The sequence below is a fragment of the Pseudomonas sp. FP2196 genome (assembly GCF_030687715.1).
Lineage (GTDB): Bacteria > Pseudomonadota > Gammaproteobacteria > Pseudomonadales > Pseudomonadaceae > Aquipseudomonas.
Genome location: NZ_CP117445.1, coordinates 1,713,280 through 1,732,458, shown reverse-complemented (window position 1 = coordinate 1,732,458; position 19,179 = coordinate 1,713,280). Strand labels below are relative to the sequence as shown.

Genomic DNA, 19,179 nt, shown 5'->3' with positions numbered 1-19,179 from the left:
AGACGCCTGATGCCTGAAACTGTTTTTGATTAACGAACGCGACGCAGATAGCCGTCCGGCGCCACGGTGATCAGCAGTTTGTTTTGCAACTGTTGGTCAATCTCGAAATCCTTGTTCTCTTCCAGGTATTTCCATACCGCGGTTTTCGGGTTATCGCCCGGGCCCCATGGACGGTCCGGGAAGAAATCGGCCGGCATGTCTTCAACCACGGTGTCCATGACCACGCAGTAGCTGTCGACCGACACCAGCGGTGCGTAGAGACGCAGCTCTTCGAGCACGTGATCGTGAGTGTGGTTGGAGTCGAGCACCAGAATGACTTTCTTGCCGGCGGCTGCAGCCTGCACTTGAGCGGCGATGGCCGCGTCGATGCTCGAACCTTCGATCATCTTGATGCGCTTGGCCATCGGATGGCTTTCGATCGCTTCACGGTTGTGCGGGCGAATATCGAGGTCGATGCCCAGCACTTCGCCGTGGCCTTGCAGCTCCAGCAGGGAGGCGTAGTAGATGATCGACCCGCCGTGGGCGATACCGCACTCGATAACCAGATCCGGTTTGACCTGCCAGATGATCTCCTGCATCGCCATCATGTCTTGCGGCAACTGAATGATCGGACGACCCATCCACGAGAAGTGGTAGCTGTACTTGTGTCTGGCCGATTCGTTGAAGAAATCACGGGCCAGGCCAGTGAGTTTCTGGTCGTCACCTTGCTGGGCGATCTGCTCGCGGCATTCGGCTTCAAAGGCTTGGTTAATGCTGTTGTCGGTCATGGTCAAAATCTCAATGGTCACTGGAACGAAGCGCTATCGACGGCGTGATAGACGTAGCGTCCACCGGTCATCCGCTTGATTTCTTCGAGGTAATTGGAGTTCATCACAAACAGGTTGGCGCCTTCGGGCAAGGCGTCCATGGCCTCTTGCGGCGAGGACACGCGGGCGCCGCTCAACGGCAGATAACGACCCTGCTTGGCCGGGTTGATATCCACCACACGATCCACCGCCACACCAGCGCGTTGCAGGGCCAGCGAATAGATCACGCCTTTGGACGAGGCGCCCCAGATCGCCGAACCCTGCTCGGGGGCGGACTGAATGATCTGCACCGCGCGCTCGAGGCTGGCGGTGAAACCGTCAGGCAGCGCCAGGCGTGGCACCGGTTGTTCCGGGGTCAGGCGCAACGTCGCAAGGTCGGCAACGATGTACAGGTATTGGCCACCGAACAGGTGACCGGACTCGTGCACAGTGCCGAACATCCGGCGCAGGTCATCGAGGCGGAAATAATTGACGTGTTCGTAGAACAGGTCGAACCAGGCTTTGTGCTCAAGAATCCAGTCAAAGCACGGTACCTCGATGTAGATCTGCCCGCCCTGATTGGCGTCAGCGATCACCGACAGGAAGCTCAGCGGGTCTTCGATGTGTTCGAGCACATGACGCAGCACAATAGCGTCCGCCGCCAGACCAAGACCGCGAGTGAACGGTGCCTTGATCACGTCGGCATTTTCGCCTTCGTAAGCCGGATCGATGCCGGTGATCGAGTAGCCGAGGCCCTTGAGCAACTCAAGGAAGTAGCCTTTGCCACAGCCTACTTCGATCAGCTCCTGACCCTTGAAGTGTTTGGCGATGATCCCTTCAACGTCGCTGAGGTGCTTCTGGAACTGCCCGGAATGCGCCTGTTCGTTCTGGTAATCGGCATCGTAGCTGAGCTTGTCGGCGTCAAACGCGGCGTTGAAGATCAAGCCGCTGCGCTCGTCCTGCACCAGCAGCATGTCCGCACTGGCCGATGCCTGCGCCGACTCGGGATCGGCGAAGGTGCGGTTCTGCAGCACCGGCAAACCGGTGACGCGGTACAACTCGTGCCTCATTGCGACTCTCCCAATAACTGTTGCAAACGCTCGGTGACAGCCCAGAACGCCAGCGGTTCGTGGGTCGGGTATGGGTAGTGGCCGAGGTTCAGTTCGATGGACTTGCCGCGCTCACGCAGGCGTTGTTCGACCAGCGCGCGTACCGACACTGGCTGACCGCTGGCGCAATTGATAACGCCGTTGAATTCGCGCTGATGCAGGATCGCGGCAAGGTTATCGGCAGCGGTCTTGATCGGCAGGAAGTCACGCAGTTGTTCGCCGGCAGACATGTTGAACGATGGTTCACCCTCATCGATCGCCCGGTCCAGCGCCGCCAACAGACTGTTAGGGTTCTGCCCTTCTCCATGCAGGTAAAACAGCCGCGCCCATTGCAAGGTGAACGGATGTTCCTGCTGCAGATTCTGCAAAAACAGGTGCAACGTATGCTTGGCTAACCCGTAGGGATTGCTTGGGTGCGGCTCGGTACTTTCACTTAGCGGCCCGCTCTGCATTCCATATTCAAAGCAGGTACCGGTCACCAGAACCTGCTTCACGCCCGCCTCGACCGCGCTTTTGATAAAGCGATAATCGGCCATCAGGTTGTGCTCGATATGGAACAGCGCGCGATAGTTCGGCAACCCCGGCCAGGCCAGATGCGCCAGCGCATCGACATCCTCGGTCAATGCAACGACGTCGAGATCGGCGGTGTGAATATCCGCTGCGACGAATTCGACGTCGTTGATCCACGGCATGCCCTGCGCGGTTTCTGCATTGCGCGCCACTGCCCGTACCGAGCAACCACGCGCCAGCAAGGCCGCGACCAGATGCCGACCTACAAAGCCTGTGGCGCCCGTCACCAGAACCTTCACAGCACGCTCAACTCAGGCACGGCGATCACGAAGCGGCCGTCCCATTGACGCACCTGCGCCAGTTGCTGACTGACTTCGTGCAGCAGATTCCACGGCAGCACCAGCACATAGTCCGGTTTCTCGATGTCGATCTGCGCCGGCGCGACAATCGGGATACGACTGCCCGGCATGAACTTGCCTTGCTTGTGCGGGTTGGCATCGGCCACCCACGCGAGCAGGTCCGGTTTGACCCCGGCGTAATTGAGCAAGGTGTTGCCCTTGGCCGCTGCGCCGTAGCCGACCACACGCTTGCCATCGGCCTTGGCCTGCAACAGGAAGCGCAGCAGTTCATGCTTGATGCGTTCGGCGGCAGGCGCGAGGCTCGTGTAGTACGCGGCCGTTTTCACACCCGCATCGAGTTCAGCCTGCAACTGTTGCTGCACGGCCGGTTGTACCGCGCGGCGCTCGCCGTCCTTGCGCTGGACGAACACGCGCAGCGATCCGCCGTGAGTGTTCAACTGGCTGACGTCGAAGACTTCCAGACCGTTGCGCTCGCACAGAGTCTGCACGGCAGTCAGCGACAGATAGGAATAGTGCTCGTGGTACAGCGTGTCGAACTGCGCGCCAGCCATCAGCGTCAGCAGTTGCGGAAATTCGAACGTGGCCACTCCAGTAGGCTTGAGCAGTACTGCGAAACCACCGAGGAAATCGTTGATGTCCGGCACATGCGCAAGCACGTTATTGGCCGCCATCAAATCGGCGCCCCAGCTCTCGTTTTTCAGCTGTGCAGCGGTGTCGCGACCGAAAAACAGTTCACGAATTTCCAGACCTTTTTCCCGCGCCGCGTGCGCGGTGCTGCGGGTCGGCTCTACGCCCAGGCACGGAATACCGCGACCGGCGACGTACTGCAGCAGGTAACCGTCGTTGGCGGCGACTTCAACCACACGGCTGTCAGCCGTCAGACCAAAACGCTCGACCATCTCGGCGACATAGCGCTCGGCATGCGCCAGCCAGGTGCTGGAAAACGAACTGAAGTAGGCGTATTCAGCGTCGAACAAGCTGTCGGCGCGAGTGTAATCCTCGGTCTGCACCAGCCAGCATTGCTGACACACGGCGACCTTCAACGGCACCCATTGCTCGGCCTGTTCCAGGCGATCGGCGTGCACGTAGGCATTGGACGGTGGCGAGGTGCCGAGGTCGATCAGCGGCAGACTCAGCGGTGCGGCGCACCCACGGCAGTTCATAGACGCACTCCAGCAAAGTGTTGATCGAGCGCGGGGTGGCTGGAATCGCGCGACGACAAATTATTGACAGGCAATGGCCAGGTAATCGCCAGCCGTGGATCGCTCACCGACAGACCGCCCTCATGCTCCGGCGCGTAATCGGCGCTGTGCAGGTAGAGCAACTCAGCATCTTCGGTCAGCGTCTGGAAACCGTGGGCGAACCCGGCCGGAATCAACAGGCTGCGACCGTCACCGGCCTTCAGGTGCTCGGCGTGCCAGTGCAAAAAGGTTTCGGAGTCGGGACGCAGATCAACCGCCACGTCCCAGACTTCACCGCGCAAGCAGGTGATGAGTTTGGCTTCCGGCGCATTCGCGTTTTGATAATGCAGACCGCGCACACTGCCCTTCTCGCGGGTGCAGGAATGGTTGATCTGGCGGATATGAAATTCGCTGCCGAACGCACTCAAACTGCCTTCGCAGAACAGTCGTGCGAAGTGCCCGCGCTGATCTTCGAAGCGTTTGTGCTGGACACTGAACAATCCGGCCAGCGGCAATGCGAGCAAGGAGAACTCGCTCACAGCGCGCCTCGGTACAGATTCAGTTGGCCGAGAGTGACGGCGCGCATGTCGTCGCCGTTCTGCCACGCCAGATGCCAGTCGAGCGTCTGGGTCAGGCATTGCTGCAAGGTCCAGCGCGGTTGCCAGCCAAGCACTTGGCGCGCGCGGCTGCTGTCCAGACGCAGCAGGCCGGCCTCGTGCAGTTCGCTTTTTTCAATGCGCAGACCGCGGGCCTGTGGCCAGCGGCTGGCGAGCAGTTCAACCACTTCGCCGACGCTGCACATGTCCGCCTCGCCGGGGCCAAAGTTCCACGCACCGGCGTATTCCGGGCCTTGTTCGTAGAGGCCTGCGGCCAGTTGCAGATACCCGGCCAGTGGCTCCAGCGCGTGCTGCCATGGGCGCACGGCTTGCGGGTAGCGCAGGGTCACCGGCTCGTCCGCAGTCCAGGCCTTGAGCACATCTGGAATCAATCGCTCCGGGGCAAAATCACCGCCGCCCAAAACGTTGCCGGCGCGCGCGGTAGCCAGGGCCAGACCATGTTCGGCGTGCTTTTCAGCCGGGAAGAACGATGCCGCGTAAGACTGCGCCAACAATTCACAGCAGGCTTTGCTGCTGCTGTAAGGATCGTGACCGCCCAAGGCTTCGTCTTCGCGGTACGGCCACAGCCATTCCTTGTTGGCGTAGACCTTGTCGGTGGTGACCAGCACGCAGGCGCGGACGCAACCGACCTGACGGATCGCTTCAAGCAGATTCAGCGTGCCCATGACGTTGCTGGAATAGGTGCCGAGCGGGTCGCGATAACCTTCGCGCACCAGTGGCTGCGCAGCCAGGTGCAGAACAATCTCTGGCTCGGTGTCGGCGATGATTTCCAGCAAGGCGCCGAGATCACGCAGGTCACCGCGCTGATCGTTGATGCCTTCGTGGACCCGCGCCAGTTCGAACAGGCTCGGCTCGGTCGATGGATCAAGCGAGAAACCGCTGACTTGCGCGCCGAGGCTTTGCAGCCACAGGGTCAGCCAACTGCCTTTGAAACCGGTGTGGCCGGTGACCAGCACACGCTTGCCACGCCAGAAATCCGCACTCAGGCCCATTGCTTCCATGGGGCCTCCCCGTTCTGCCACAGCGCTTCGAGATGGTTCTTGTCGCGCAGGGTGTCCATCGGATGCCAGAAACCTTCGTGTTCGAAGGCTTTCAACTGTTCATCCTGAGCCAGACGGGCCAACGGCTCGGCTTCCCAAGTGGTGGCGTCATCGGTGATATACGGCAGCACTTTGGGTGAGAGCACGAAGAAGCCGCCGTTGATCCAGCCGCCGTCGCCACGAGGTTTTTCGGTAAAGCCAAGCACCTGATCGCCTTGACGTTCAAGGGCACCGTAGCGACCCGGCGGCTGTACGGCCGTGACGGTCGCGAGACGGCCGTGAGCTTTGTGATAATCCACAAGCTGAGCAATGTTGATGTCGGAGACGCCGTCGCCGTAGGTGAAGCAGAACGCCTCCTCGTCCTTCAGATAACGCGCGGCACGCAGCAGACGGCCACCGGTCATGGTTTCCTCGCCGGTGTCGATCAGCGTGACGCTCCATGGCTCGCTGTAGTTCTGGTGAACGTCCATGCGGTTCTCACGCATGTTGAAGGTGACGTCGGAGGTGTGCAGGAAGTAGTTGGCGAAGAAGTCCTTGATCGCATAACCCTTGTAGCCAAGGCAGATCACGAAGTCGTGGATTCCATGGGCGGAATACTGCTTCATGATGTGCCAGAGAATTGGCTTGCCGCCGATCTCGATCATCGGTTTGGGCTTGAGGTGCGACTCTTCACTGATGCGCGTGCCGAGGCCACCCGCCAAAATAACTGCCTTCATCGTCTCCCCTCTTGTTCGTCACCGGGCTTGGCCAAGCTGTTGCAGGCCTTTTGGCTAAACCTTTGCCAATCCGGGCGCGGGTCAATGACCGCTAGCGCTCGTTTTATGGCGATTTGAGGGGGACTTGCAGGAAACGCGCCAGCTCGATGGACGCTGCGTCGGCAGTGCGACGGGCATAAAAAAGGGACGAATCCAACAGTGGACTCATCCCTTCATCGCGCGACCTTCAAGCTGAAGGCGTCAAAGGATCAACCAAATAGGGCGAACGCATCACCGGTGGCCGGCAGATCGTAGATCATGCCGTCGGCCGTCTGGATATGCTCGATGGTGTTGCCCTGCGCGTACCAGTTTTCCAGCTTCACGCCACTGGCTGGAACGCCGCTACTGCCATCATTGGCACTGTGCAAATAGGCGTCCTTGCCCACCCGAGTGACACTCAACTGGCTGGCATTGGCAATGGTGTTCAACACCAGCGTGTCGTTAAGACTGCTGCCATATTCCTGAATGGTCACCAAACCCGTGGAGTTCACGACATAGGTGTCATCACCCGCACCGCCACGCGCCTGACCACCCGTGCCCTGGCTGCCCACGAGGTTCAGGATCAGAAGGTCATCACCGTTGCCTGCGGACAACGTGTAATAGCTGCCGGTACCGGTCAGAACATCATTGCCATCGCCGCCGTCAGCACTGCCCCGATTGACCGTGATAGTGTCATTTCCCTCATCGCCGCGGGCAAAAGTAGCCAGGTCGTTGGCAGCGCTGACGATAACGTCATCACCCTCGCCCCCCCAAAGCGTATCGCTCTGCGCGGCCGCGCCGTCGAGACCGGATGCCAACCCGCCATAAATGTGATCGGCCCCTTCGCCACCGCGAATGAAATCGTTGCCGGCACCCCCTTCCAGATAATTGCCATTCGAATCCCCATCCAGCCAATCATCAAACTGACTGCCGCGCAGGCCTTCGATATCGTAGAACGTGTCACCCGAGGCAATACCGGTTTGTGAACCCCACGCCAGATTGATGTTTACCCCGGCATCACTGTCGTCATAACTGACAATGTCGACCCCTGCACTACCATAAAAGGCATCACTGCCCGCGCCACCCGACAACACGTCATTGCCCGCGCCGCCGGTCAGCATGTTGTCACCGGCATTGCCATGGCCGGTGAAGTCACCTGTGCCGGTATAAGTCATGCGTTCGATGAACGGATCCATGGTCATCACTGACAGACTGGTATACAGCTCGTCCACACCACCACTCTCTATTTCGGAAATGGTCACACCGGCACTGTTGATGGTGTAGATATCATTGCCCTGACCACCGTCAACCGTTACGCCACCGATGTCGATCGTGAAGTGGTCGTCCAGCGCAGAGCCGACGATTTTTTCCACATTGCTGACCAGACCACCGATGCGCAGCTCAACACTGACAGCGTCCAATGAATCCCAATAGTTCAGAACGTCGTAGCCATCTCCACCATCGAACGCTTGTCCGGCTTCCTTGCCGAACAGCACATCGTCAAAGCCTGAACCCTGAATGGCTTCGATTCCGGTGAACGTATCACCGTTGGCGAAACCGGTAGACATCCAGCCTTGCGCCAGATCAATGAACACGCCTTCACTACTGTCGGCGTAGCTGACCGTGTCAAAACCCTCACCACCAATAAAGTGATCCGCGCCGCCCCCCCCGAACAGCAGGTCATTGCCGACACCACCAATAATCAGGTTGTCACTGGCATTTCCATAACCGGTGAAATCGCCGGTGCCGGTGAAGGTCATTTTTTCAACGGACGCGTCCATCTGCATGTTGTTGAGCGTCGTGCGGAGTTCGTCATATCCACCACCAACTCCTTCAACGATTTTCACGTCATCGCTGCCAATGATGTAGATGTCATTGCCGTCCTGACCATCCAGAGTCATTCCAGCAATATTGCCAACGAAGGTATCGTCGAATTGAGTGCCCATGACGCCTTCAATTTCGATCAACGTATCGCCTTCAGCTTCACCACCATGAGCGATCACCGAACCCTCCTGAAACTCGATACTGATCGCTGCGGCAGAACCACGGTAATCGACCCAGTCAAAGCCCTCACCGCCATTCAGCAGATCAGCCCCTTCGCCCCCATAGAGCAAATCCCCGGACTCCAGCCCGTAGAGTTCGTCATTGTCAGGAGTACCGATGAGGTAGTCTGCTTCACTCGTTCCATTTATCACTGCCATGTGTTCCTTCCTTGTGTGGTTGTTAAATACTGTCCCAGGAGCGAGGCGCTCCTCCGTTGAGTGGGCACGTATTTGAAATCTATCGACCGATAGCACCAAAGACTGAGATCAAGACCTCCAAAAAAAAAACGCCGGCAACCGTGAGGTCACCTGCGTTTTTTTGTGCCCGCCGAATTCAGATCAATCCGGCAACCAGCCCCACAACCAGTGATTAAGGCTGTCACCGCGCAACATGAAATCACGGTGTACCGCTTCCTTCAGTTCGTCGCCCATGCGGTAGCTGGCGTCCGGGTCGGCGAGATGCATGCGGATCGCCTGCAGCCATTCTGCGGTGCTGTTGCTGTAGACCTTGGTGCATGGCAGGTGACCGCGATAGGCCTCGGTGTCGGTGCAGATCACCGGGTAGCCGCAGGCACCGTACTCCAGCAGACGCAGGTTGCTCTTGCAGTCATTGAAAATATGGAATTCCAACGGCGCCAGTGCCAGGTCGAGGTTAAGACTGGCCAGTTTGAACGGGTAGCTCTGCAGGCTGATGGCCGAGTGGAATTCATGGATGTAGGGGCGCAACTCCTCCGGGCACATGCCGAAGAATACCCACTCGACGTCGTTCGCCAGTTCCCGCACGACGTCGGCAATGATCTCAAGATCCCCCGAGTGACTGGTGCCGCCGCCCCAACCCACACGCGGCTTGCTCGAGGTACGACGGTGACTGGTCAGGGTCGCCCACGGTTCCGGCGAAAGCATATTCGGCACAATGCGAATATCGCTGTGCATGCTCGACAACGCATCGGAAAGTGCCTGGGTGGTGACCACCACACGATCACACAGCGCAATACCTTCGCGCAGCATCTGTTCGGTGTTGACCGGTTTGTTGCGCGCGTGGGTATTTTTCTTCGGCGCACTGATCACGTAGTCGTCGAGTTCGAAGATTCGCAGCGCGCTGGAGTACTTCTTGATTCGTTGAATATCGCTGACAGCACCGTCGCTGTAGCGGCATTGCAGAATGATCGAATCCGGCGCCAGGCGCTCGATTTCGACGGTCGAGGGTGACTCGTAGGCCCAGCGGCCGAGTGCCCGGCCAGAGGCTTCAAGCTCGGTCAGCGGCCCGGTCACGCGGTAATGACCGACTGCCGAACTGTTGACCGGCAACCCGAGAATCAACGGCAAGTGACGGGAACAGAACGGATTCCAGTTATTGCGCAACGACGGCTCCAGACTGAAGCTGGACACGCCGAGACTGAGCGACGGACTGTACGACGGATCCTTGATGATTTTACTCATCCACTGACGGTGGAAAGCTTCTTCCTCTTGCTCGGGCAGGATCACCGGCGGCACATCGGTCAGCGGCGCAATCACCACACTGGCATATGGCGTCCAGACCACCAGATAACCTTGCTTGCCCGCACGCAGACACAGGTCGACGTCACTCAAACCACGGGTGTAGGTCACCTCATCAAACTGGCCAAGCTCTTCGAAAACCTGCTTGCGCAGCATCAGGCACTGGCTGCTGACCGCGCTCCAGTTTTGCGTCACATGCAAACGTTGCATGTAACCGCGGCTGCTGACCGATTCGCCGGCAAAAGGTGAACCGACCGGCCCGGCCAGCCCAAGAATCAAGCCAGCGCTGACGATCGCCCCCTCAGGACTGAGCAACCGTGCACCGACCACGGCAACTTCCGGACGCTGGGCATGATTGAGCAACTCATCGAGCCAGTCGCTTTCACAGATGACCGCCTGCGCGTCGAGCAGCAGCAAATATTCGCCACGGGACTGTTCGGCGGCGAAATTGCGGATCGCGGCCGCGTTGTTGTCTCCGGCATAACGCAACACCCGCAACATCGATGCACCGAGCTGTGCCATGGCGCTCAGCCATTCGAGCATCTGCGCATCAGTGACACCTGTGTCGACGATGAGAATTTCATACTGGGTATAAGCCGTCCGCTCGATCAGGCTCTCGGTGCAGCGCTGCAAGGCGTGCAGCGAATCGCCGGCCTGAATGATGATCGAGACCTGCGGGCGTGTCGCATGCCGATAGTCGATGCGGTTGATCAGTGGCAGTTCTTCATGACGAATGAGGTGATCGACGCCGATGCGCTGCAGGTGCGCCGCGACCACGGCGGCGTTGTAGTCGATGACTTGCGGCAGCGACAGCCATTGCGCGTAGGTCAGCGACGATTCCACCTGAATTTCGGCAATGTGTTCGATGGTTTGCGGACCGGCCTCTTCCACCAGACGCCAGAGCAAATCATGCGCAGCGAGCTCGCCATGAACAGGGTCAAAACCACCGACAGTCATAAAGCGCTCGCGCTCGAACGCCAGCGCTCGCCCCACATACGGATAGGCGCGCATCAGATCGAGGTTGAAGTCGGGCTTGAACACCGGCTCGGTCGACTCGTCATCGACCCGCGCGCCTTCGTCGCTATAGGCACACAACAACCCCGACGTGCCGGCGATGCGCTCGGCCAGAATCAGCAGCGCCGACTCACGCAGGGTGTCGCCGGCATTCAGCAGGTAAAACCAGTGCGCGCCTTCCAGTTGCGGGATCACCGCGTTGAGCTGTCGGGCCCAATCGGCCTGAAACGGCAACTGCAATGTGCGCTCTTCTACCTCGCACTGCGCATCCGACAGCACCACCACGGCCTGCGCCGGATAAAGTTGCGCCTTGAGGCTCTGCAACGTGGAGGCCAGCGCCTCACTGTCACCGGCGCTGTCGATCACAATCGGCACGATCTGCGGGCGCATCGACCAACTGGCGATACGCTGTGGCATCAGCCGTTGCTCGACCTCGCTGAAGCAGCGGATCGACAGCCACTCACGATAGAAGTCGGCATAACTTTCGCTCTCGGCACCGACTCGACCACTGACCACCGTGTTGCGGTTGCCAAGGATGCGCGTCACGCACAGCTCCTGCCAGGCGTGCGGCAGATCGCTGATATTGGCCAGATCGATGTAACGCACCCAGCCGGCGGCGGGCGCCGCTTCACCGCTACGGGCGATGAGCATTTGCTTGAGCCAGTCCCACTCGACCTTGGCGGCCTTGAGCATCTCCGGGGTTTTGCTCAGACGCTCCGGGTACAGACGCTCGGTACTCAGCACCGTGTTGAGCGAGACCAGATTGCCGCGCCGCATCAGACACACGAACAAGGCGAAATCGAGCGTGGCGACAAAACCTGCACCCTCTTGAATCAGCGCAGGCAGTAACGCCAACACGTCGGCGCGACGCATCAACGCGGCACTGAAGTTACCGACAAAATTCAACGGCGTGGATTCGAAGATCGCCAGCATGTCGTCGCCCTTGAACAAGGCGTCGTTCGGGCTGAACCGACAATTGTCAACGCGCGGCGGCAAGAGGAAATTGCCGGCGTCGCTGAGCATGCGCAAGGCAACCACCAGATTGGCATCAGCGTGATCAATCAGCACCTGCGCCTGCAGGGCAATGCTCGGCGCGAACAGTCTATCGTCATCGCACAACACTTTGACGAACTCGCCACGAGCCTCTTCGACGCAACGCAGCACGTTGTTCTGTAACCCCAGACGCTGAGGGTTACGCAGATAGCGGATCGGATGAGCCGGCTCGGCAAACGACTCGACAATCTGGCGAATCTGCTCATCGGCCGAGTCATCGCATATGACGATCTCGACGTTTTCGTACGTCTGCGCGAGCGCACTCATCAGCGCCTGATCGAAGAAGCGCGGGTTGAAGGCGGGTATGACGATACTGACGAGGGGGTGTTGATTCACGGCGGGAAACTCTCGAGCGGCGGGCCCCTGCCCTCTTCAGGCAGGAACCCCGTAACCGCTTAGGAAAAGACGGTTGGCAGCTCGACAGGCACAGACTCAGATCTTGTTGAACAAGCCCAGTTGCGCAATCTTGCTGAAGGCCAGTTGCGAAGCCTGCAACATGGTTTGCTGCAGGGTCAGACGGGTCATGACTTCGGCCGGATCGGAATCGCGGATCGACGATTGTGTCTGCGCGTTGGCCAGTACCAGCGACTGATTGGTATCGCTCTGGGTCATCAGCGACGAGCCACGACCACCGACCGAACTGATCGCACTGGATAACTGATCGGTGCCACTGGCGAGGTTGCCCAGACCGGAGGCCAGACCGGCCTGCAATTGCTGGATCGCCAGCGCATTGCCATTGGTTGGCGTGTTCAGCACGTTTTTCAACTGACTCACGCTGTCCAGAATGTTCTGGGTTTCGTGAGTATTGACCGCCACGCTGAACTGATCGTTGGCAGCCGGGGTACCGCTGATGTTGAAGCTCACACCCGAAGCGGTGGCGACGCCTGCGACCACTGTGCCGCTGGACACCGGTTTGCTGTCAGCCGTCAACGGTGCAGCGTACAGATCGAACGCGGTCGCGCTGGTGAATTTCATCACCGCTGAACCGGTGGGGAAACTGGCTTTGTAGTCGGTCGAGTTGGTGACGCTGCTGCCGGTGATCTGGGCCGACGACGGGTTGCCCGGGCTGCGGGTGCCGGTAAAAGTGTCAGGCTTGGCCTCCAGGGTGAAGGTGTGACCCGGCAGAACAGTACCCGGTACATCGCCCGATTGCAGGTTGATGTTCAGCGTCAAATCCACGCCCCGGAAGCTGACGGTCTGACCGGTCTTGCTGGCTGGATCAAACGCGCCGCCCTGACTGGCTTCGGCCGTCACATCGTTACCGGCCGAGTCAGTGATTTTGAGCTGGGTGCCGCTGACAAAATCAACAGTGTACGGCTCGCCGCTACGGAACTTGCTGTTGTAGCTGACGTTCGACGACACCTGACCGTTGGACAGAACCACGCGATTGTCATTGACCGCAGGCGCCGTCATGGTGACCTGGCTGCGGCTGGTGTTGACCGCTTGCTGGAAGGCTTCCCAGCCGGTGGTGTTGGTGGCCATCTTCATGTTGTCACCGATCGCCAGATCGAGGGTCACCTGGTCGCCGTTGTAGGCGTAGGTGCCATCGTCATTGCGAGTGAACGGCACGGTGTCGCCCTTGGAGCCGGCGAAGATGTATTTACCGTTCTCGTCCTTGCTGTTCATCAAGCTGAGCAGTTGCTCTTCGATCTGACCCAGCTCGGACGCCGTGGCCTGACGGTCGGCGTCCGTGTACCCGGCGTTGCCGGCACTCACAGCCAATTCCTTGGCACGCTGCAGCACGTTGTTGATGCTGGTCATCACCGCTTCAGCGGTACCCAGTGTGCCTTTGATGGTAGTGGCATTGGCTTCGTACTGATCGAGCATCGAAGCTTGCTGGCCCAACTGCAGCAGACGCGAAGCGCCAACCGGATCATCTGCCGCCGTGTTGACGCGAATCAGGCTGCTGGCCTCTTCACTGCTCTTGACCACGTTGGCGAAGTTTTTCTGATAGTTGGCTGCCGAAGATTCGTAAAACTGGCCGGTAGAAATGCGCATGGATTACGACTCCCTTAAAGACTGTTGATCAATGTGCTGAAAATTTCCTGCGCAGCCTTGATGATCTGCGAGGACGCGGTGTAGTACTGCTGAAACTTGACCAGGTTGCCGGTCTCTTCGTCGAGGTCGACGCCGGACAGCGAGTCCCGCGCACCCTTGGCGTTGGCCAGAATGGCGTCGGTGGCCGCACTGTCGAGCTTGCCCTGGGCGGCTTTGGCGCCGACACCTTCGACCAGTTTGCCGTAGGCGTCGGTCAGGGAAATACCTTTGCTGGCCGAACCGGTGTCCACTGTCTGCTTGGTCTGCAAGTCAGCCAGTACGCCGCCGTTGCGGTTGTCCAGTGTGCCCGGCTGGCTGAGGCTGACATTGATCGTCGAGCCTTTGCCTGGCGAGCCGGCGACGGTCATGTCGAAGCTGACGGTGTACTGGGTGGCCGGAGCTGGCGGGATCGCAGCGCCGGTCGAGTCCTTGAGCGGAATGCTCAGGTTCAGGGTGTTGTTCTGACCTGGCTTGATGGTGCCGCTGCTCAGCACGCCGCCCTGGGCGTCCAGAAGCTGGTAACCCTGACTGGTACCGTCTGCCGAAGGATCACCAAACACCACTTTGACCGGAGTCGAGTACTTCAGGCCATTCTGCATCGCCGTGGTGGTGGTGGCGTCGTAGATGTCGAACTGGGTCGTCAGGGTCGGCTGGCCGCTGGCCGGAATGGTCAGCGTACCGCTGCCGCCCGGTGCAATGGCGGCGCCCAATGGAGCTGCGATGGCCAGACGTTTGGAGTCGGTCATCTCGGTTTTGATGTTGGCCGCGGCGTTGCGGGTCGGGGTGATCTTGAACGTGTCGCCCGCCGCCGCTGTGCCGCCAGTGAGTTTCAGCGAGAAGCCGTCGATGACCGGTGGCGGGTTGGTGGTGGTGCTGAACGCGCCCATGGCGGTGCCTTCCGGCAGACGCTGCACGGTGTAGTCCGTGGCGCTGGTGAAAGTCACTTTGTAATCGTTGATGGTCAACTTGCCGGTGTCTTCGATGCTCACATCGAATTTACCCGAGCCGGCGCTATTGCCGACGGTGGCAGTGCTGCGCGAAGACATGTTGGCCGCAGTATTGATGCTGTTGAACAGGCTGCCGCCAAAGTCACCGTTCTTGTCGATGCCTTGCGCCTGAATCGTGTTCATCTGATCGGCGACGACCAGTGCCACGCGGCCCAGCTCGTTCATCGCCGGGTCGAGCACGGTGCTGCGATAACGCAGCAGGCCGCCGATCTCGCCACCCGTGATGCCCGACGTGATGTCGATGGTGCTGGAGCCGTTATTGAGCTGCAGGGCCATACGCGACGGGTCGGTCTTGCTTGGGGTGACTTCCAGCTTGCTGACATTGCTGCCCATCACCAGCGGCTGACCGTTGCCAAGGTAGATGTCCATGTTGCCGTCGCGCTCGACGACCTGTGCGCCGGTGAAGGTCGACAGTTGGCGAATGGTCTCGTTACGCGCGTCGAGCAGCTCGTTGGGCTGGCCGCCGGCGTTGGAGATTTCGGAGATCTTCTGGTTCAGTTGCGCGACAGTCGCTGCGAGCTTGTTGACCTGATCGGCCATGCTTGTCAGGTTGCCGTTGATGTCCTGATTCTGCGCGTTCAACTGGCTGGAAACCGAGTTGAAGCGCGCGCTCAAGGCTTGGGCATCACTGAGCAGCAGTTGGCGCGAAGCATCATCACCGGGTTTGGCGTTGACGTTCTGCACCGAGGCGAAAAACTTGGTCAGCGCGCCATTGAGGCCGGTACCGCTGTCGGACAGCAATTTGTCGAGCGGAGTGACCTGCCCCAGGTAAGCCGCCGCATCGCTGTTGAGCGAAGTGGTGGTCTGCAATTGCGCATCGATGTAGCTGTTGTACACCCGGCGCACGTCGGCCAGGGTCGTACCGGTGCCGATCCAGAGGTTGCCGTTCTGGATCGAGCTTTTTGAATTCTGCACGGTTTGCTGGCGCGAGTAGCCGGCCGTATCGACGTTGGCAATGTTGTTGCCCGTCACCATCAAAGAAGATTGGCTAGCGGATAAACCCGACATCCCGATGTTGAGCAAACTCATGGTTCAAACCTTACTTTATGTTTTATAGAGGCGTTGTCGAAACGCCCGCCGCAGCGTAGTTCTGGTTAACGTTCATCTGCTTGGCAATCTGCGAAATCTTGCTTGCGTAGTTCGGGTCGGTGGCGTAACCGGCCTTTTGCAACTCGCGTACAAACTGTTCTGGGTTATCGGCCGACTTCAGCACATCTTGATAGCGATTATTGCTCTGCAGCAAAGTCACCAGATCGTGGAAGCTGTCCTTGTACGAGGCATAGGAACGGAACTCGGCCGTCTCCTTGACCATCGCGCCATTACGGAACTCGCTGGTGATTGCGCGGGCTGAATCACCCTTCCAGTTGCTGCTCGCCTTGATACCGAACAGGTTGTGGCTGCTACTGCCATCCTGAGCACGCATGACTGACTTGCCCCAACCGGTTTCCAGTGCGGCTTGCGCCACCAGGTAACGCGGATCGACGCCGATACGAGCGGCGGCTTCCTCGGCCATCGGCAGCATGGTGTTGACGAATTCGTCGGCGGAACTGAAAGCTTTTTTCGCCGGCGCCAATGGAATCTGCGCCATCGCACGGCCGTAAACCTGCATCTGCCCACCGGAAGCTTTGTCAGCCTCGGCGCGTGCCAGCCAGTCGCCGTTGTACAGCGGACCTGCGCCAGTGATGGCGACAGTCGTGGCACGCTGCGGCAATTGCGTCGCGGCATTCGCGGTAGTGGCCGATGGCACCAGACCGGCGAGCAAACGATCAGCCAGTTTCGGTGGCAAGGCCAGGCGACGCTGGTTGATCATTTCCATGTCGTTGCGATGGGCAAGTTGCGTGTTCGGCGCATTGACCGAACGCGAGGCCCACAATGGACGCTCACCATTGAGGCGCGACAACGGACCGTTGGTGGCGACGGTGCCAGCGGCAATCGGCGTCGCCACGGCAGCAGCCTTGGCCTTGGCTTCTTCCTGCTTGGCGGCGGACGCGGCCGCAGCCTCACCCGGTGCCATTGGTTTGTTCTTCGACATCTGGCGCATCAGCACGTCGGCCAGACCGATACCACCGCCCTCGCGGGACATGGAAACGGCCAGTTGCTGGTCGTACATTTCCTGATACTGCTTGGCCGCCGGTGTGTTGAGCGGATTGTCCTCACCCAGGGCATTGGTCGCCGAGCGCATCGACTTGAGCATCTCGCCAAGGAACAGCGATTCGAATTCCTGCGCAACTTTGCGCATGTTCGCATCGCTGTCCTTGTCACCGACCTTGAGCTGGTTCAGACGATTGAGGTCGGAGTAAGAACCCGAATCGCTGCTGCTGACCAGACCACTCTTGCGCATATCCATGGTCGTCGGCCTCAGATCACGATCAGGTCGGCTTGCAACGCGCCGGCCTGCTTCAGTGCTTCGAGAATGGCCATCAAGTCACCCGGCGCCGCGCCGACCTGGTTCACCGCACGAACGATCTCGTCGAGGGTGGTGCCCGGGCCGAACTTGAACATCGGTTTGGCTTCCTGTTCGGCGTTCACCCGCGAGCGCGGTACGACAGCGGTCTGGCCATTGGACAGAGGGCCCGGCTGGCTGACAATCGGGTCTTCGGTGATGGTCACGGTCAGACTGCCATGGGTCACGGCAGCAGGCGAAACCTTGACGTTCTGGCCGATGACGATGGTACCGGTACGCGAATTGATGATGACTTTCGCCACGGCCTGACCCGGATCGACTTCGAGGTTTTCCAGGATCGACAAGTAGTCGACGCGCTGGCTCGGATCGAGCGGCGCGGTCACACGTATCGATCCACCATCAATGGCTTGCGCAACGCCAGGGCCGAGCATGTCGTTGATCTTGTCGACAATGCGCTTGGCGGTGGTGAAGTCGGAACGGTTGAGGTTCAACGTCAGGCTATTGCCCTGATTGAAACCGCTCGGCACCGAGCGCTCCACCGACGCACCGCCAGGGATGCGACCGGCCGACGGAACGTTGACCGTGATCTTGGAACCGTCTCGCCCTTCAGCGTCAAAACCGCCAACCACAAGGTTGCCCTGGGCCACGGCATAGACGTTGCCGTCGATACCCTTGAGCGGAGTCAGCAACAGCGTGCCGCCGCGCAAGCTCTTGGAGTTGCCGATCGAAGCAACGGTAATGTCGACTTGTTGACCCGGCTTGGCGAACGCCGGCAGATCAGCACTGATCGATACCGCCGCGACGTTTTTCAACTGCACGTTGCCCGATCCCGGCGGCACCTTGATGCCGAACTGCGAGAGCATGTTGTTGAAGGTCTGCAGGGTGAACGGGGTTTGCGTTGTCTGGTCACCGGTGCCGTTAAGCCCGACCACCAGGCCGTAACCGATCAACTGGTTGGAACGCACGCCGGAAATGCTGGCGATATCTTTCAGCCGCTCGGCGTGGGCACCAAAGGCTGCGGACATCAGCGCCGCAGCCAGCATGAGGCTCTTGAAATTCAACGTAGCCACCTAGAAAGGGAACAGCGGGCTGAGGAAGAAACGGTCGAACCAGCCTGGCTGACTCGTATCGGCAAACGCGCCGGTACCCGAGTAGGTGATGCGTGCATCGGCGACCCGGGTCGACGACACCGTGTTGTCCGTGGCGATGTCATCGGCGCGCACCAGGCCGGCGATGCGCACCAGTTCGTCACCGGTGTTCAGCGTCAGCCATTTTTCGCCACGCACGGCGATGATGCCGTTGGGCAGCACGTCAGCGACGGTCACGGTGATCGAACCGGTCAGGCTGTTGCTCTGCCCCGACTTGGCATCGCCCTTGGTCGAGCGGTCGGCGCTGTAGCCGGCGTTCAGGCTCAGGTCACCGCCACCAATCGGGTTGTTAGTGGTCAGGCTGGAACCGAACAACGAGGTCAGACCGACCGAGTTGTCGCTGTTCTTGTCCATCTGCGAGTTGGCATTCTTGCTTGCCTGGGTGCGCTCGTTCAGGGTGATGGTGATGATGTCACCGACGCGGAACGCCTTGCGGTCGCTGTACAGATTCTGTTCGAAGCCGGCCTGGTAGATCGAGCCGTTATTGGCAGCCGCCGGCAGCGGCGTGCGCGGCAACACCGGGGCGTAGTAAGGGTCATTGGGCTTGGGCGTCGGGGCGACGCAGCCCGCGAGCGAGACGACCCCACTCAATGCCAGAACAGATACGAAGCGATTCATGACCCTACCTCACGGTGTTGCAGG

14 protein-coding genes are annotated in these 19,179 nt (G+C 59.7%); all 14 read right to left on the bottom strand.

Annotated elements, in window-relative coordinates:
• Window positions 1-29: 29 nt before the first annotated feature.
• On the bottom strand, window positions 30-767 hold the full coding sequence (locus tag PSH79_RS07810; protein ID WP_305442021.1) for a cephalosporin hydroxylase family protein: 738 nt from the start codon (window positions 765-767) through the stop codon (window positions 30-32).
• A 17-nt stretch (window positions 768-784) separates the two neighbouring features.
• A complete protein-coding gene (locus PSH79_RS07805; protein ID WP_305442020.1) occupies window positions 785-1,855 on the bottom strand; it encodes a class I SAM-dependent methyltransferase in 1,071 nt (356 codons plus the stop codon).
• Complete coding sequence (locus PSH79_RS07800; protein WP_305442019.1) at window positions 1,852-2,703, bottom strand: NAD(P)-dependent oxidoreductase; 852 nt, start codon at window positions 2,701-2,703, stop codon at window positions 1,852-1,854. Before PSH79_RS07800 ends, PSH79_RS07805 begins: the two co-directional genes overlap by 4 nt.
• Window positions 2,700-3,926 carry a class I SAM-dependent methyltransferase gene (locus PSH79_RS07795; RefSeq protein WP_305442018.1) on the bottom strand — a complete coding sequence of 409 codons (1,227 nt, stop codon included), beginning with the start codon at window positions 3,924-3,926 and terminating at the stop codon, window positions 2,700-2,702. Before PSH79_RS07795 ends, PSH79_RS07800 begins: the two co-directional genes overlap by 4 nt.
• Entirely contained in the window at window positions 3,923-4,483 is a 561-nt protein-coding gene (locus PSH79_RS07790) for a dTDP-4-dehydrorhamnose 3,5-epimerase family protein (protein WP_305442017.1), read from the bottom strand. Before PSH79_RS07790 ends, PSH79_RS07795 begins: the two co-directional genes overlap by 4 nt.
• On the bottom strand, window positions 4,480-5,562 hold the full coding sequence (rfbG, locus tag PSH79_RS07785) for a CDP-glucose 4,6-dehydratase (protein ID WP_305442016.1): 1,083 nt from the start codon (window positions 5,560-5,562) through the stop codon (window positions 4,480-4,482). The genes PSH79_RS07790 and rfbG overlap by 4 nt, the downstream gene beginning before the upstream one ends.
• Window positions 5,544-6,317 (bottom strand): glucose-1-phosphate cytidylyltransferase, encoded by a 774-nt coding sequence (gene rfbF, locus PSH79_RS07780; RefSeq protein ID WP_305442015.1) that lies wholly within the window; start codon window positions 6,315-6,317, stop codon window positions 5,544-5,546. Before rfbF ends, rfbG begins: the two co-directional genes overlap by 19 nt.
• A 248-nt stretch (window positions 6,318-6,565) precedes the next feature.
• Window positions 6,566-8,536, bottom strand: a complete 1,971-nt coding sequence (locus PSH79_RS07775; RefSeq protein WP_305442013.1) for a calcium-binding protein — start codon at window positions 8,534-8,536, stop codon at window positions 6,566-6,568.
• Window positions 8,537-8,716: 180 nt separating this feature from the next.
• A complete protein-coding gene (locus tag PSH79_RS07770) occupies window positions 8,717-12,277 on the bottom strand; it encodes a glycosyltransferase (protein ID WP_305442012.1) in 3,561 nt (1,186 codons plus the stop codon).
• 96 nt (window positions 12,278-12,373) lie between these two features.
• The gene (locus PSH79_RS07765) at window positions 12,374-13,939 is read right to left on the bottom strand and encodes a flagellar hook-associated protein 3 (protein WP_305442011.1); all 1,566 of its coding nucleotides are present in this window, start codon (window positions 13,937-13,939) and stop codon (window positions 12,374-12,376) included.
• Between the two features lie 14 nt (window positions 13,940-13,953).
• A complete protein-coding gene (flgK, locus tag PSH79_RS07760) occupies window positions 13,954-16,014 on the bottom strand; it encodes a flagellar hook-associated protein FlgK (RefSeq protein ID WP_305442010.1) in 2,061 nt (686 codons plus the stop codon).
• Window positions 16,015-16,036: 22 nt separating this feature from the next.
• Window positions 16,037-17,332: a flagellar assembly peptidoglycan hydrolase FlgJ gene (gene flgJ / locus PSH79_RS07755; RefSeq protein WP_305442009.1), complete on the bottom strand. Its 1,296-nt coding sequence runs from the start codon at window positions 17,330-17,332 to the stop codon at window positions 16,037-16,039.
• Window positions 17,333-17,343: 11 nt separating this feature from the next.
• Complete coding sequence (locus PSH79_RS07750) at window positions 17,344-18,432, bottom strand: flagellar basal body P-ring protein FlgI (RefSeq protein ID WP_305443892.1); 1,089 nt, start codon at window positions 18,430-18,432, stop codon at window positions 17,344-17,346.
• A 27-nt stretch (window positions 18,433-18,459) separates the two neighbouring features.
• Complete coding sequence (gene flgH, locus PSH79_RS07745) at window positions 18,460-19,155, bottom strand: flagellar basal body L-ring protein FlgH (protein WP_007920116.1); 696 nt, start codon at window positions 19,153-19,155, stop codon at window positions 18,460-18,462.
• Window positions 19,156-19,179: the final 24 nt, after the last annotated feature.

Excerpts from the sequence above, each read along its gene's own strand:
- rfbF (WP_305442015.1), bottom strand. The coding sequence starts at position 6,317 with ATGAAGGCAGTTATTTTGGCGGGTGGCCTCGGCACGCGCATCAGTGAA.
- flgJ (WP_305442009.1), bottom strand. The coding sequence starts at position 17,332 with ATGGATATGCGCAAGAGTGGTCTGGTCAGCAGCAGCGATTCGGGTTCT.
- PSH79_RS07810 (WP_305442021.1), bottom strand. The coding sequence starts at position 767 with ATGACCGACAACAGCATTAACCAAGCCTTTGAAGCCGAATGCCGCGAG.
- PSH79_RS07750 (WP_305443892.1), bottom strand. The coding sequence starts at position 18,432 with ATGCTGGCTGCGGCGCTGATGTCCGCAGCCTTTGGTGCCCACGCCGAG.
- rfbG (WP_305442016.1), bottom strand. The coding sequence starts at position 5,562 with ATGGAAGCAATGGGCCTGAGTGCGGATTTCTGGCGTGGCAAGCGTGTG.
- PSH79_RS07765 (WP_305442011.1), bottom strand. The coding sequence starts at position 13,939 with ATGCGCATTTCTACCGGCCAGTTTTACGAATCTTCGGCAGCCAACTAT.
- PSH79_RS07795 (WP_305442018.1), bottom strand. The coding sequence starts at position 3,926 with ATGAACTGCCGTGGGTGCGCCGCACCGCTGAGTCTGCCGCTGATCGAC.
- PSH79_RS07775 (WP_305442013.1), bottom strand. The coding sequence starts at position 8,536 with ATGGCAGTGATAAATGGAACGAGTGAAGCAGACTACCTCATCGGTACT.
- flgH (WP_007920116.1), bottom strand. The coding sequence starts at position 19,155 with ATGAATCGCTTCGTATCTGTTCTGGCATTGAGTGGGGTCGTCTCGCTC.
- PSH79_RS07805 (WP_305442020.1), bottom strand. The coding sequence starts at position 1,855 with ATGAGGCACGAGTTGTACCGCGTCACCGGTTTGCCGGTGCTGCAGAAC.
- flgK (WP_305442010.1), bottom strand. The coding sequence starts at position 16,014 with ATGAGTTTGCTCAACATCGGGATGTCGGGTTTATCCGCTAGCCAATCT.